Here is a 13,566-nt window from a genome sequence, read left to right as displayed (position 1 = left end):
TTATTATTGCTTTTGTTTTACTTCATCTTTCAGAAGATGCGAAAATTCTTGTCTGAATTTCTTTAATTTTGGTGCAATAACTACTTGGCAATATCCCGCATTGGGATTGTTCTCGTAGTAATTTTGATGATAGTTCTCGGCTACCGAATAGTTCGAAAGTGGCTCAATTTCTGTTACAATAGGATCTTCCCACAAATCAGATCTATCTGTTTTTTTTAGTGATTTTTCAGCTATTTCTTTTTGTTTTTCGTTGTGATAAAAGATAGTCGAACGATATTGGGGCCCAACATCTGCCCCTTGCCGATTTTTGGTGGTGGGATTATGTGTGTGCCAAAATACCTCAAGCAATTGTTCATACGAAATTACTGAAGGGTCAAACGTAATATGTGCCACCTCGGCATGACCTGTTTGTCCTGATGAAACTTGTCGATATGTTGGATTCGGTATCTCGCCGCCGGCATAACCTGCTACAGCAGATTTTATTCCTTTTACTTCTTCAAAAACAGCTTCAACGCACCAAAAACAGCCAGCGCCAAAAGTTGCTTCTTCCATTTTTTTTGTGCCCATAGTATTAGTATTGTTATTAGATTGAGCAATCGAAGTGGCTGAGAAAAGCAGCATAAATGTGATAGCAGTAAACGGTATGATCAAGATGTTTTGGATGTTCATAGCAGTAAGTTATGTCACTAATTGGAAGTGTATAAACACAAAAACGGGTGTGCCCGTTTACTGAACTAACGAAATGCCGGCAGACGTTATTACTTCCGGATTTCTTCGTAAGCCTCGATAAATTCGTCGGGGGTATGCTTGCCAATGATGGTAGAAATGGCGTCTAACGGCAGATCAGTAACCATGTTGAACCGCAGGCAAGAACGTCCCATATCCATTTTTTTGCCAGCCTTTTCGAACTCTTCTTCCAACCATTCCTGGAGTTCTTCATCCTGGTAAACCGACATTAGATACAAGGAATTATGATTCTTTTGAGCTGCTAAACCAATATAGTTCAGTGGTTGATTATTATAGGTGTCAGGATACTTTTCAAGTGGGATTTCATAACTAATCATCCCCCAATTGATTGTTTCTTCATAGCCATCAGGAATATTATCAAGGATTAGCTTCCGAATTTCTTCGATAGGTTCGCGTCGATATTCGGGAAGCTCATCTATATATTCATCAACTGTTTTTGCCATACTTTTTGCCATGATAGAAAGAAGTTAATTAATTATTTAAATTGCCTTTTGAAAAAGGGATACGGTATTCTGTGAATATTACCGTTTTTGTTCATTGGAAATTAAGGATAATGGCCTCATACATGATATACGGCCATAAACTCAGCACGTAATATAAGTGCTATTTAGGCCAATTTCCGCCCTGAAATTGCTACAGATCAGAAGTGATTATGGTAAACGATATAGAAAAAAAATGCCTTATATAACGTCAATTTCACAAACATAATGAAATCAATTATTAGATTATGGAGTATCGATTTTTGGGACGTTCAGGATTAAAAGTTTCAGCGCTTTCATTTGGATCGTGGGTCACCTTTGGTGATCAGATTGATGAACAAATAGCGTACGAATCGATGAAAAAAGCGTATGATGCAGGGGTCAACTTTTTTGATAATGCCGAAGCCTATGCCGATGGTCAATCGGAAATCATGATGGGTAATATTATCCAAAAGGCAGGATGGAATCGATCGGATTTAGTTCTTTCGACTAAAATATTTTGGGGTGGAGATGGCCCTAATGATCAGGGACTATCATTTAAACATATAAAGGAAGGTACAGAGGCTGCTCTAAAGCGTCTGCAGACTGATTATGTGGACCTTATTTTTTGCCACCGGCCTGATAAGCATACCCCTATTGAGGAAACAGTTTGGGGGATGAATCAGATGATTCAGGAAGGCAAAGCTTTGTACTGGGGAACAAGTGAATGGTCTGCCCGAGAAATTCGTCCGGCGTATGACTTTGCCCGCCGCGAGCACTTGCGTCCCCCACTGATGGACCAGCCGCAATATAATATGTTTCGGCGCGAAAAAGTGGAGCAGGAATTTGCACCCCTCTATGATGAGATTGGCCTTGGAACAACTATTTGGAGTCCGCTTGCAAGTGGTTTGTTGACGGGGAAGTATAACGATGGGGTACCTGAAGGAAGTCGTCTCTCCCTCGAAAAGTATGATTGGTTGCGTGAAAAGCTGTTAGAAACAGAAAGCGGGCGACAGAAATTACAAAAAGTTCAAAAACTGGCTAAGATTGCTGATGAGGCAGGTATTCCCATGCCGCAGTTTGCGTTGGCTTGGTGTCTCAAAAATAAGGATGTAAGTACGGTAATTACGGGAGCTTCGAAGCCTGAACAGGTGGAACAAAATATGAAAGCCATTGAGGTAGTAGATCAATTAACATCTGATGTGATGGAACAGGTTGAGGAGATCTTGGAAAATAAACCTGAGCCAGCCCCTGATTTTCGGCGCAACTGATAATGCTTAGCAAATAATTCTGTACCCGGAGATAATACTCCGAGTATTTTTGTTTAAAAATGATATCCAACATTTAGTTTAACCGCATATCCGCCTGAAAAGTCAGGGGTTGATACAGCTACTTCAATGGGGCCCACAATAGATGTGGCTCCCATTGAGATTGAATAGCCATATTCCATACGTTGGGCGTCAATATTAAAAGTCCAGTGATTGGAGAGATGTGCCATATTTATGCCTCCACTAAGATACAAACGCCGATTTAGTCGCAATTGAAGCTTTGAACGTAATGCCATAAGATTTGGAGATCGTAGCTGCTGTGTAGCATACCCCATAAATGGCAGTTGTTTAAGTTCAAAAACGGGGTTTTGAGTTAAACCCCCTAAGTGGTAATAATAATGTAACGGTAAATTGTTGGTGGAAGAATATCCAAAGAAAAATTCATTGGATAGGTTGATACCCGGTATAAGTTTTATGGTTGAAAACCATTTTCCAGATGTTTGAATAAAGCGCGTTGAGCTTCCCCACGCAGGGTCGGAGATTTCTGTTTTAATATTTAGTGACTGTCCGTGAGTGGGAAAGTACGGGCGATTTAGGGTACTAAGGTTAACGGTGGCAAAAGGATTCAGCAGGAAGTTTGTATTCCCAAGGACAAGGGTATTACCAATAGCTTCGTTTAAATTATACAGTTGATTTTCAATTCCCAATTCAGTATCAACCTGTTGCCATAATTGAACCGATGTTGAAGCTTGAATAGTAAGCTTTTCAACATCTATACTTGAAAGAATTTGGCTTTGATTGTAATAGTTGATAGGGGATCGTTGCAAGTTAATGCTGCCATTAATATAGGCAAGGGGAGCAAGATTTACGGGAATATTATAGTCTGAATTAAATTCCAGGATTTCGCCGGCTCTGAGCTGTAAGGTGAGTCTGTCATTCCAAAAAATATTATCGGTGAACGAGGCGCCAAACAATAAGCCGGCTTTATATTGACTGTCGTAGCGCATGCTAAAGCCCACATATTCTTGTTCTTTGTGCTGAAAGTCTAAGACGAGTGTGTCACCCCCTGAATCGGGATCTTGTTGTAAACGATATGAAATTTGGCTGAACAATCCCGATCCATATAGCCTGTTAATTTTTTGTTCGAGTCTTGAGAGGGTTAGTTTGGAGGGTAAGGAGATATCAAGTGCGATAAATACTTGTTGCTGTTGGGCTAATCCGGTAAGATTATTAAACTGTATATCAGAAACAGTTATAGAATCTTTTCTGGTTGTATTAATCGGTTTAAACGACGTTGCAGAAAGATGCTGTTGTTCAAGCAAAGCCCTAATATCTGGCAGTGCTTTTCGGGCTGCCTCTTCACCTCGCTGTATTATTTCGTCGGCTCGTTCATAGCTAAATGTTGAGAATTCTTGAATATCGGGACGAATATAGATATCCGTTTTTTCTTTTTGGAGGATGTCAGACTCTTGCTGATGAAAGCCTACTGATTGAAATAATACATCAACAAAAGTGTTTAGGCTGTCAATATTTCTGATGGGTTCGCCTACATCAGAGGCAATAGTCAGGTCAGCACCAAGTTGTTTTACATCTTCAACAGGAATATTCCGGGCTACCCCGCCGTCAATATATGTTTGGCCATTGATGACAACGGGTTTAAAAATAGTGGGGATGGCAATACTTGCGCGAACGGCATCCGGCAAATATCCACTGGTAAAGGTTTGGGGTTCTCCGGTGGATAAATTTGTTGCTACGGTAGAAAAAGGTATAGGAAGCTCCGTAAAGTCCTCAACATTGTGAAAAGGCAACATCAACCGGTAAAGCATCATAGAAATGTTCTGTCCATCAATAAGTCCGGTTGGCAGTGATATGCCTTTGTCATCAAAAGGGAAGGTAAGCAGAAAGCTGTCCTTTTTTAGGACGCTATTTGAGATCTGTTGGGGATTGATCTGGTAGTTATCATTAAATAAAATGCCCCAATTTGCAGTCAGGGCTATCTCTGCTATTTCATCGGGCGAATAACCAATAGCGTATAGCGACCCCACGATAGCACCCATACTGGTACCACTGATCATATGTACGGGGATTCCTTCTTCTTCCAAAACTTTGAGTACCCCAATGTGAGCAAATCCTTTGGCACCACCGCCGCTGAGGGCTATCCCCAATGAAGTTTTTTTCTCAGTGGATTGTAAATTTGCCGTTTCCTGATCTTGTTGGCCGTGACTAATGCATGGGATAAATAAAATAAGAAGGAGTAACAAGGACCTGGATAAAATAGATTTATACATGGCGGTCCATTATAGGGGTTGGTTTGATGATGTTTATGTGGGGTAAATATATAATAATGTAGAATGATCAGCGAATTGGTAATATTAAAATACCGTTATTAAATGACTGAGAGGGTAAAGGGGCGTGGACGAAATTATTTATTGAACGTAAGCTTTTGTTCATAGAAATGGCCGCGTTGCAGGGTATCTGGGAGCATCTTGAATTTTATAGGCACTGCGTTGGATCCGGATAAAACTACAAAATGGAGATGAGGTGTGGTGGAGTATCCGGTATTGCCACTGAGGCCAATTACTTGCCCAGCATACACGTGTTCGCCAACGTTGACGAATGTACCTCTATGTTGTAGGTGGGCATATACTGCTACGGTACCATCATCATGGCAGATTAAAATCTTATTAGCTTGTTGTATAAAATCCTCATTGTCTCCTCCTTTTTTATTATTTACGCTCACAAATCCGACGATCCCGCCACGGGCTGCACAGACGAGACTGTTTGGGGGCATATCAAAATCGAAGGCATATTTTGAGTGGGGGAGATGATGTGTGAAGCTGGAATTATTGCCTTGGATAAGAAGATGAGTTTGCCCTTGAGGATAAGGGAGCATATATCGATAACTGGAGTCGTGGACCGCATTGGGGTTGCCGAGTGTTAAGTTATATTGAATTTGTTTTTTAAATTCGGCAGGGGACGTTAGAGAATCGAGCGGAAGTTGAACAAGTTGATGTTGACTTCCTTTGGGTAGAAAGTGTTCGAAGGTTTGGTTTAATGAGTCAGGTTTGGCTTTGAGGTAAACCGGGCAGGGTAAGTGATTTCTGGCCCAGAGTGTAAATTCTGTCTCTGAAATATCATCCCAAATAAATACTGCTTGTGCAGTAGTGCTTTTATATAAAGCCCCCAGAAGAATAAATAATATTGGGAGAATAATTTTACGCATAAAACGCCAGACAAAGTGGTTTCCAATGGTTATATCATACCATATTGATAAACAGTTTTGTCCTCATTTACGTTTGTCTATCAATTGAGTTTGGTCCCATTGGGAACGGGATCATCGGGAATAGCTAAAACTACCTTATCGTCATTGCGATGGAAGCCTGTAACCAAACATTCCGACATAAAGGGCCCTATTTGTTTGGGAGGAAAGTTTACGACTCCGATGACTTGTTTGCCTGTTAGCTCTTCTACTGAGTAGAGATCAGTAATTTGAGCACTACTTTTAAGGGTGCCAATTTCGTTACCAAAATCGACCCATAATTTATAGGCAGGTTTGTGAGCTTCGGGAAAAGGTTTGGCTTTTGTGATGGTTCCCACTCTAAGCTCAACTTGTTCAAACTGTTGCCAGGTAATGGTATTCATGGTAATTATTATTTTTGGAATATGGTTATATCTCGGTTAAAGATCAGTCTATCCAAAAGAAATCATCTGTTCGTGGAAATTTCATTGATGCTTCTAAAAGTTCTTTCGGTGGAATGCCAAGTTTTCGTTTTTGAAGATCTAACCAAGCTCCATCAACAATAATTTGTGCAGCTTTTTGACCGTCTTCTTTAAATATGTTGTGGGTAATGGTCCATCGTGCCGCATCTTTGCGCATGGCCTTGATGGCACAAGAAACAGTAATCTGTTCTGATAAGCTGATCTCTTTTAAGAACTTTGTTTCTTCTTTGAAAAGAATCGGTCCAAGCCCTATAGCTGCTATTTTTGGGATAGGCATTCCAAAATCATTGAACATAGCAACACGGGTTTGAGCTGCATAATCATTATATACCGAATGACGCATATGATTATTGGGATCCATATCGGCCCAGATAACTTCGTAGGTTTTGCTGTAAGATTCAGAGCTCATAAAAATTGGAGTTATATCAAGATGAAAACTCTAATCTAAAAAGAAACAATAGAAAAGCCAGTAAGTATGTTCATTAATAGAATGATAGATGAGATGGTGTAAACGGGAGAATGGGGGGAAGTGTGCTCAAATACTTTTACCGAAAATAAAGAAAGCCGTAACGCATTGATTGTTAATGCGTTACGGCTTTTATAAGTGCCCTGGACTAGAGTCGAACTAGCACTCCCAAAATGGGAACTGACCCCTCAAGCCAGCGCGTCTACCAATTCCGCCACCAGGGCAGTACTCAAAATTTCAAGGCCTCAAATATAGGGTATAATCCCGATAGTTGAAACAAAATTTAGCCTAAAATTCAGCTCTTAGCCATTACCAAGTTGTTCTTTGATATACTCATTGTCCGGATCCATTTTTTGCGCTTGCTGATAGAAGCCCATTGCTTTCTCTTCTTGTCCGGCACGTTGCAGTAAGTCGCCCATCAGGATCCAGTTTTCCACGTCCTTAGGGTTTTGTTTAATGCGATTTAACAGGTACTCATTGGCTTTGCTGGCTTCTCCATTCATGATCATATACAGCACCTTGTTGCGGTGTGCAGCTGGTGAGTCGTCCAGGTCAATGGCTTTGTCGAAATCTTCAATAGCCTGATCGAGGTTTTCGAGCTGCATATTTGCGAAGCCGCGCAAGTTATAGTAGCCACTGTTTTCATCTTCGAGATTAATTGCTTTCTCTAGGGCTTCAATACTTTTTTCCCACTGGTTTAATTTTTGAAAAACCAATCCTTCTAAATGAAAACCGTCAGAGTATTCTGGTTCTTTCTTTTGAAGTTGATGAGCAATGTCCAATGCATGGTCAAAGTCCCCTTCTTCCAGTAGCGATAATCCTTCTTCAAGCTGATCTTCGTAGTTCATGAAAAATAGCTTCTTTGGTAGTTAAGTAGAAATTCCATTTTAATAACGCCCCAAAAGATAAGGAATATTAAAGCGTTAATCAGATGATTCTGAGGTCGGTTTTTCGTCTTCCGTAATATCCTCAAATTCAGCTTCTTCGATTTGCTCAAAGTGCTGTTGTGATGAATTTCCAGATTGTGAGCTTTGTTTACCTTTATTTTGCTGTTGTTGGTACATCTGGTAGAAAAAGCTCGGTCCCTTTCTGCTTTTATTGTTATTGGATGGCAGAAAAAGTCGACTGATAACCTTGATCAAAAGGTACATCAGCAAAAAGAATAAAATAGTACGTAAAATCATTACCTCTAATCGGTGATGTGAATGTGCGTATTGCTGCGAATAGGCTGATTGAAAATTTGTTCTTCTATATAATCTAAATGTTTTTCATTACTTACGAAATCAATCTCTGATGTATTAATGATCATAAGAGGTGATTTATTGTAATGATGGAAGAAATGATTGTAAGCATCGCTTAACTCTTCCAAATATGAACGAGAAATATCACGTTCGTAATCTCGGTCTCGCTCCTGAATATTTTTCATTAGTCGATCTACATTTGACTGCAGGTAGATGACCAGATCGGGTTGAGCCGAAATACTGGACATGATTTTAAAGATGTTATCATACAGGGCAAGTTCATCATCTTCTAAATTGAGCCGGGCAAAAATACGATCTTTTTCAAAAATATAATCCGAAATTGTCATTTGCTGGAAAAGATCCTTACTCAGCATCTCTTGCTGTTGTTGGAATCGGCTTGCTAAAAACGACATCTGGGTTGGGAAAGCATAGCGCTCACGATCCTTATAAAATTTAGGCAAAAAGGGATTTTCTTCAAATTGTTCCAGCACCAGTCGTGCGTTGTGGCGTTCGGTCAAAAGTTTGGCTAATGATGTTTTTCCCACACCAATGACGCCTTCAATAGCGATAAAATCGAAGTCGTTTTTCATAGTTACCAGCGTAAGTCTGTTTTTTGGAGTCGCAGCTCAGGTGCTTTTTCCAAAAGTTCAGCAATGTTTTGTTTTGTTCCGGGATCGGACCACTGCGGCATAATTTCAGCCAAAGGTTCAAGTACAAACCGTCTTTTGTGATATTCCGGGTGTGGAATGATAAGATTATCCGTTTGAATCACCAAGTCGCCGTACGAAATAATGTCTAAATCGATGGTTCGGGCACTCCATTTGGGCTGGCTGGCCGCTCGTCCATGCTCGTGTTCAAAGGTTTTAAACTTTTTGATGAGAGTACGAGGCTTATCTTCAGTAGTCATAGCAACTACAGCATTAAAAAAGTCGCGCGTTGATGGGCCCACCGGTTCTGTTATGTAGATAGATGATTTTTGGAGATTGGTTTCAGAAAGATCCGCTAAAAAATTGGCGGCATCCCGCAGGTGCTGGTGGCGGTCGCCAACATTTGAACCAAGTGCTACAACTACCGTTGCCATTGCATTTGAATTTCGGAGTAAGCGGTTTCTACGTTTAGGGGAGGATTGAGCTTGCGAACAGCGACTTTCAACTGTCGAACATCTGAAAATTGCTCAAAAAGCTGATCACCTATTCGCTTGGTCAATGTCTCAATAAGCTTTACGGAGGGGCCTTTCATTACTAACTCAACAGTTTTAAGTACCTGCTGATAATCAATAGTATCTTCAAGCCTGTCGCTATCACCGGCATTACGCAAATCAGCATGAAAGGTAAGATCGATCTCAAAATTGTTGCCTTCTTCTCGTTCCTGCTGATAGTATCCGTGGTATCCCTTAAAACGAAGGCTTTTTATCGTCAGGGTGTCCATGATTTACAGGGTCGAGACCTCTATTTTCTGGTGCAGTTCTTCAACAATGCGCTTTTGCTTAGGGGTGGTTTGCATGCGCTCTTCAATCGTTGATATGGCATGGATAACCGTTGAGTGATCGCGACCGCCAAAATGCAGCCCAATCGTTTTCAAGCTCGAATCTGTAAACTGTTTTGCCAGGTACATCGCAATTTGGCGAGCCTCCACAATTTCCTGTTTGCGGGTTTTTTCTCGAACCTTATTGGTGTCGATGCCAAAGTAATCACAAACGTATTCCTGTATTTGTTCAATTGATATAGTGGTTTGTGATTCTTGAATCATATCCTTTAATACACGTTTAGCCATTTGCGGCTCAATCTCATCTACGTGCTGTAGCGAGGCGAAGGCAAGAAGCTTGATAATAGCTCCCTCAAGATCACGGACATTTGACTTAAAATTGTGAGCGATAAATTCAAGTACATCATGCGATAGCTCGATACCATTATCAGAAGCTTTGCGCTCCAGGATAGCGTACCGCGTTTCATATTCCGGGACTTGTAGGTCGGCACTTAATCCCCAGCTAAATCGAGAAATAAGACGTTCTTCGATATCTGGAATTTCACGTGGTGCCCGATCACTACTCAAGATGATCTGTTTCCCATCCTGATGCAGGGCGTTAAAAATATGAAAAAACTCTTCCTGGGTTTTTTCTTTACCACTAAAGAATTGGATATCATCGACAATTAATACATCAATCTGTCGATAAAACATAGTAAACTCGCTGGCGCGGTTGTTTCGGATGGCTTGTACAAATTCATTAGTAAAACTTTCTGATGATATATACAGTACCGCCAGCTCATTCCCATGTTCTTGTTTCACTCTGTTGCCAATACTTTGAATGAGGTGCGTTTTACCAAGGCCGGTGCCCCCATATATAAAGAATGGGTTGAACGAACTACTTCCTGGGTTTTCTGCAATAGCCATTGCCGCCGATCTCGCTAACCGGTTGCAGTCCCCTTCAATATATCGGTCAAAAACGTAGCTGGAGTTTAGGTTAGAATCGATTTTTGTTTTTTGAATACCGGGAATAACAAATGGGTTTTCAATCTTTCCGGGGCTGTATTCTGAGTACCCTTTAATATCCTGCCCTTGATTGTTTTCGGGAGGCATTGGTTGCTGCGGTAAACGCACCGATCGGTTATCCGTATTGCCATCAGATTTTTCGAGCACAACAGAATATTCGAGCTTTCCGTCATCGCCTAATACCTTAGCCAGTGTAGATCGCAACATTCCATAATAGTGCTCTTCCAACCATTCATACCAGAATTGGCTGGGAACTTGGATGGTAAGCGTATTTTCTTCCAGTTTTATTGGTTCGATAGGTTCAAACCATGACTTATACTTTTGGTAGCTAATATTATCCTTAATTATTTCTAAGCACTGTTCCCACGCAGCCTCGGAAGAAATATTACTCAACGTCCCTTTACCTCGTTTATAAATTAAAGTTCTTGATTAGGATGCTTACAGTTATCCACACGGATTTGTGCTGCCCCTTGTTTTGTGTGAAACGAAGATGATAATTTAGGAGACAGATGTCAAAAAAATATTCACCGCTTTGGTAAAAGTTATCCACATTGCTCTAAACATTGTAAGTGCATGGCACGCAATGATTTAGTATTTTATGCACATTTCTATCAAATTTAACTTGACAGTGCGTAATGTTGTGCTAACACAGATTTTACGGTTAGGTTATATCTAAAAAACACCCCATAAAAAGTTTTCCACAAGTTATCCACAGTGGTATTTTGGAGAAATTACTCTATTATATTTTTTTAATTATTGTAATAGGAGGGATGAAAATAAGTGAGAATTAATTGCGATTAGCAACAATAAATCGCGGTTTTTGATCATAGTCTTTTTCAACTCGCGCAGACCATTTTTGGGTATCAAAAAGGTCGAGGATCTCGTCACTGTATTTTTCGTGTAATTCTAAGTATAAATATCCATTTGGTGATAAGTGTTGGTAGGCAAAATTGATAATGCTTTTATACATCTTTTGCAGGTCATCAAAGAATAGTGCTTCGGAAGGTTCATACTCTTTGACCTGCGGTTCAAGCATATCTTTTTCTTCGGATTTTATGTAAGGAGGGTTAGATACAATGATATCGAGCGATTCTGTTGCATTGATACCTGAAGGAGTTAAAATATCACCCAGTGAAAAATTAACTGAAACGTCATTTTGAGTAGCATTTTTTCGCGCAACAGTTAGTGCATCCTCAGATATATCAATCCCAGAAACGTTCCAGTCAGGCTGTTCCATTTTTATGGCAATGGGAATACATCCCGAGCCTGTTCCGATATCTAAAAGAGAGAGAGCTTGACGGGATCCGTGATTATCGAGGAGAATTTCTACCAGCTGCTCGGTTTCGATTCGTGGAATGAGCACATTTTCGTTAACCGAAATGCGCGCATTCATGAAATCGGTAAAACCTACAATATATTGCAGCGGTTCGTGCTGGGCACGACGTTTGACCATCGGTCGTAACGCATCAAGTTCTTGAGGAGAGAGTGGCCGATCGTATTTCAGATATAAATCCAGCCTTTTAATATCTAACGTATCGGCCAGTAGCCATTCAATACTGTGGCGCGGATCGGGAATGTTTTTATTCTCGAAAAAGTCAGTGGCCCATTCCAGCATGGAAAGGACCGTCCATTCCTCAACCTTTCTACTCATTATACAATAATAAAATTATTATGAGTCGCTCTCTTCAGTTTCTTGCTCTTTCTCCTGCTGAACAGTAAGGCCAAAACGTTTACTGAAGTCTAAAATGAAGTCCGTTACTTCATCATCAATAGTACGTTTTTCCTCATCGAGTGAACTTCCTCGAAAGCCCATACGTCCACCCGTTTTCTTAAGTTCAAACCGGTTTTGCTTGCCGGTAAACTCAATAATACAGGTAAGAGTAACGCTGGAGTTTATCTGCTTTTCATACTCTTCATATACTGCAACGTGAACCTGGTCCCCATTGTCAGAAGAGTCGTATTTGTATAAATATTTAGGCTCAATATCGTTAAAAAGCTTCTCGGGCATTCTACGTAATGTATCTGCCGGCCCAAAAACAAGATACTTGCTTACTGTAGCCATAATATGTTAACTTCTATTGGTAAAAATTGATAAGATTGTAACGAGCCTGAATAAAAGTTTTTATTAACTTAGAGTCAAATTTGTTTGAAGGTTTGTAAATAATTAATTATAGAAATTATTTACATAATTTTTAGTTCGAACGATTAGTTATACTAATACCTTTTATTAAGTAGCTTAAGTTTAGACAAGGGTAGTTCTTTATGATAAAATTTGTTTCGAAAAATATTGTTGCAGTCGTAGTTGTAATATCTTTTCTGGGAGTTGGGACTGATGCGGCAATGGCACAGATCGAAGAGCCCGATGTCGTGGAAAGGGCCAATCCAAAGACACCTTTGTCGGAAGGTTATAGCAATAGTCTTGGTTTCGATGTGTTTGTTAACAATTTTGGCTTTGGTATAGGTGGAACTTATGGACGTATGGTAGCCCCATATACCGAAATTACTTTTCGCACCGGAATTACAGGGATCAGGGATGCCAGTGAACAAAATTTCCAGAGCTTTTTAACAGGTCAACAAATTATACCAAACAAGTACAAGCGGGCGTTGGGATTTCCATTCTTGTTGGGCATTAAACAGCGAGTGTTTGCCCGCCAGATTGAAGATAACATGCGTGTTTTTGTAAGTGCATCGGGTGGCCCCGCACTTGCTTTTACTTTTCCCTATTTGGTTGATAATAATAATGCTAATGGATTTCGTGATTTCCAGGTAACACCGGGTGGATTTTTAGCCCCGGTTGAACGGGTCAATGACTTTTTTAGTGGTTGGGGAGAAGGGGAATCCCGGTGGGGTTATAGCGGGGCGTTAAAAATAGGTGTTGATTTGGGTAGTAAGTTTAAATCACGGACAACTATCGAGTTTGGATATTTCTTCTACTATTTCAGCGAAGGTTTACAGATGATGGAGCCATATCGACCGTTTGGTTATGATGAAAATGGCGAACCGATTGCAGTTCAAGATGGAGAGCGCAATCCATTTTTTGAGGCTCAAAAATATTTTGGGACTCCGCAAATCAAGTTCACTTTTGGTGGTATGTGGTAAGCTCTTAAGGACAGGTGCGCAGTTCATTTGTCAGATCTTGGAACGATCGATTAGCCTTTTCTTTTCTCTTTATCAGT

The 13,566-nt window shown here is 40.4% G+C and carries 16 protein-coding genes and 1 tRNA gene; 2 read left to right on the top strand and 15 right to left on the bottom strand.

The window, feature by feature from the left end; all coding sequences use genetic code 11:
- Positions 1-3: 3 nt before the first annotated feature.
- Together msrA and AAFH98_RS01455 are read right to left on the bottom strand one after the other, a co-directional pair.
- Positions 4-567: a peptide-methionine (S)-S-oxide reductase MsrA gene (gene msrA, locus AAFH98_RS01460; RefSeq protein ID WP_342520890.1), complete on the bottom strand. Its 564-nt coding sequence runs from the start codon at positions 565-567 to the stop codon at positions 4-6.
- A 191-nt stretch (positions 568-758) separates the two neighbouring features.
- Positions 759-1,202 carry a DUF1801 domain-containing protein gene (locus AAFH98_RS01455; protein WP_342520889.1) on the bottom strand — a complete coding sequence of 148 codons (444 nt, stop codon included), beginning with the start codon at positions 1,200-1,202 and terminating at the stop codon, positions 759-761.
- Positions 1,203-1,474: 272 nt separating this feature from the next.
- Between AAFH98_RS01455 and AAFH98_RS01450 the strand changes: the two genes are divergently transcribed.
- On the top strand, positions 1,475-2,476 hold the full coding sequence (locus AAFH98_RS01450) for a potassium channel beta subunit family protein (RefSeq protein ID WP_342520888.1): 1,002 nt from the start codon (positions 1,475-1,477) through the stop codon (positions 2,474-2,476).
- A 53-nt stretch (positions 2,477-2,529) separates the two neighbouring features.
- On the opposite strand, the gene AAFH98_RS01445 is transcribed toward AAFH98_RS01450, so the two are convergent.
- The 13 genes from AAFH98_RS01445 to AAFH98_RS01385 all read right to left on the bottom strand — a co-directional run bounded on the left by AAFH98_RS01445 (position 2,530) and on the right by AAFH98_RS01385 (position 12,452).
- Positions 2,530-4,761 (bottom strand): patatin-like phospholipase family protein, encoded by a 2,232-nt coding sequence (locus AAFH98_RS01445; protein ID WP_342520887.1) that lies wholly within the window; start codon positions 4,759-4,761, stop codon positions 2,530-2,532.
- Between the two features lie 134 nt (positions 4,762-4,895).
- A complete protein-coding gene (locus AAFH98_RS01440) occupies positions 4,896-5,696 on the bottom strand; it encodes a M23 family metallopeptidase (protein WP_342520886.1) in 801 nt (266 codons plus the stop codon).
- 80 nt (positions 5,697-5,776) lie between these two features.
- On the bottom strand, positions 5,777-6,115 hold the full coding sequence (locus AAFH98_RS01435) for a tRNA-binding protein (protein WP_342520885.1): 339 nt from the start codon (positions 6,113-6,115) through the stop codon (positions 5,777-5,779).
- 43 nt (positions 6,116-6,158) lie between these two features.
- A complete protein-coding gene (locus AAFH98_RS01430; protein WP_342520884.1) occupies positions 6,159-6,602 on the bottom strand; it encodes an acyl-CoA thioesterase in 444 nt (147 codons plus the stop codon).
- 196 nt (positions 6,603-6,798) lie between these two features.
- Positions 6,799-6,883: transfer RNA gene (locus tag AAFH98_RS01425), tRNA-Leu, on the bottom strand.
- A gap of 78 nt (positions 6,884-6,961) precedes the next feature.
- Positions 6,962-7,507 carry a tetratricopeptide repeat protein gene (locus AAFH98_RS01420; RefSeq protein WP_342520883.1) on the bottom strand — a complete coding sequence of 182 codons (546 nt, stop codon included), beginning with the start codon at positions 7,505-7,507 and terminating at the stop codon, positions 6,962-6,964.
- Positions 7,508-7,582: 75 nt separating this feature from the next.
- Entirely contained in the window at positions 7,583-7,843 is a 261-nt protein-coding gene (locus AAFH98_RS01415; RefSeq protein WP_342520882.1) for a hypothetical protein, read from the bottom strand.
- 5 nt (positions 7,844-7,848) lie between these two features.
- Positions 7,849-8,490, bottom strand: coding sequence for a deoxynucleoside kinase (locus AAFH98_RS01410; RefSeq protein WP_342520881.1), 642 nt, complete (start codon positions 8,488-8,490; stop codon positions 7,849-7,851).
- 2 nt (positions 8,491-8,492) lie between these two features.
- Positions 8,493-8,981, bottom strand: coding sequence for a 2-amino-4-hydroxy-6-hydroxymethyldihydropteridine diphosphokinase (gene folK, locus AAFH98_RS01405; protein WP_342520880.1), 489 nt, complete (start codon positions 8,979-8,981; stop codon positions 8,493-8,495).
- The gene (folB, locus tag AAFH98_RS01400) at positions 8,969-9,328 is read right to left on the bottom strand and encodes a dihydroneopterin aldolase (RefSeq protein WP_342520879.1); all 360 of its coding nucleotides are present in this window, start codon (positions 9,326-9,328) and stop codon (positions 8,969-8,971) included. Before folB ends, folK begins: the two co-directional genes overlap by 13 nt.
- Before the next feature lie 3 nt (positions 9,329-9,331).
- Entirely contained in the window at positions 9,332-10,783 is a 1,452-nt protein-coding gene (dnaA, locus tag AAFH98_RS01395; protein WP_342520878.1) for a chromosomal replication initiator protein DnaA, read from the bottom strand.
- 394 nt (positions 10,784-11,177) lie between these two features.
- Positions 11,178-12,041, bottom strand: a complete 864-nt coding sequence (gene prmC, locus AAFH98_RS01390; RefSeq protein ID WP_342520877.1) for a peptide chain release factor N(5)-glutamine methyltransferase — start codon at positions 12,039-12,041, stop codon at positions 11,178-11,180.
- 18 nt (positions 12,042-12,059) lie between these two features.
- Positions 12,060-12,452 carry a hypothetical protein gene (locus AAFH98_RS01385; RefSeq protein WP_342520876.1) on the bottom strand — a complete coding sequence of 131 codons (393 nt, stop codon included), beginning with the start codon at positions 12,450-12,452 and terminating at the stop codon, positions 12,060-12,062.
- A gap of 200 nt (positions 12,453-12,652) precedes the next feature.
- Between AAFH98_RS01385 and AAFH98_RS01380 the strand changes: the two genes are divergently transcribed.
- Positions 12,653-13,489: a hypothetical protein gene (locus AAFH98_RS01380; RefSeq protein WP_342520875.1), complete on the top strand. Its 837-nt coding sequence runs from the start codon at positions 12,653-12,655 to the stop codon at positions 13,487-13,489.
- The last annotated feature ends 77 nt before the right edge of the window (positions 13,490-13,566 follow it).

The organism is Fodinibius sp. Rm-B-1B1-1, from assembly GCF_038594945.1.
Lineage (GTDB): Bacteria > Bacteroidota > Rhodothermia > Balneolales > Balneolaceae > Fodinibius > Fodinibius alkaliphilus.
This window is presented reverse-complemented; position numbering and strand designations above follow the sequence as displayed.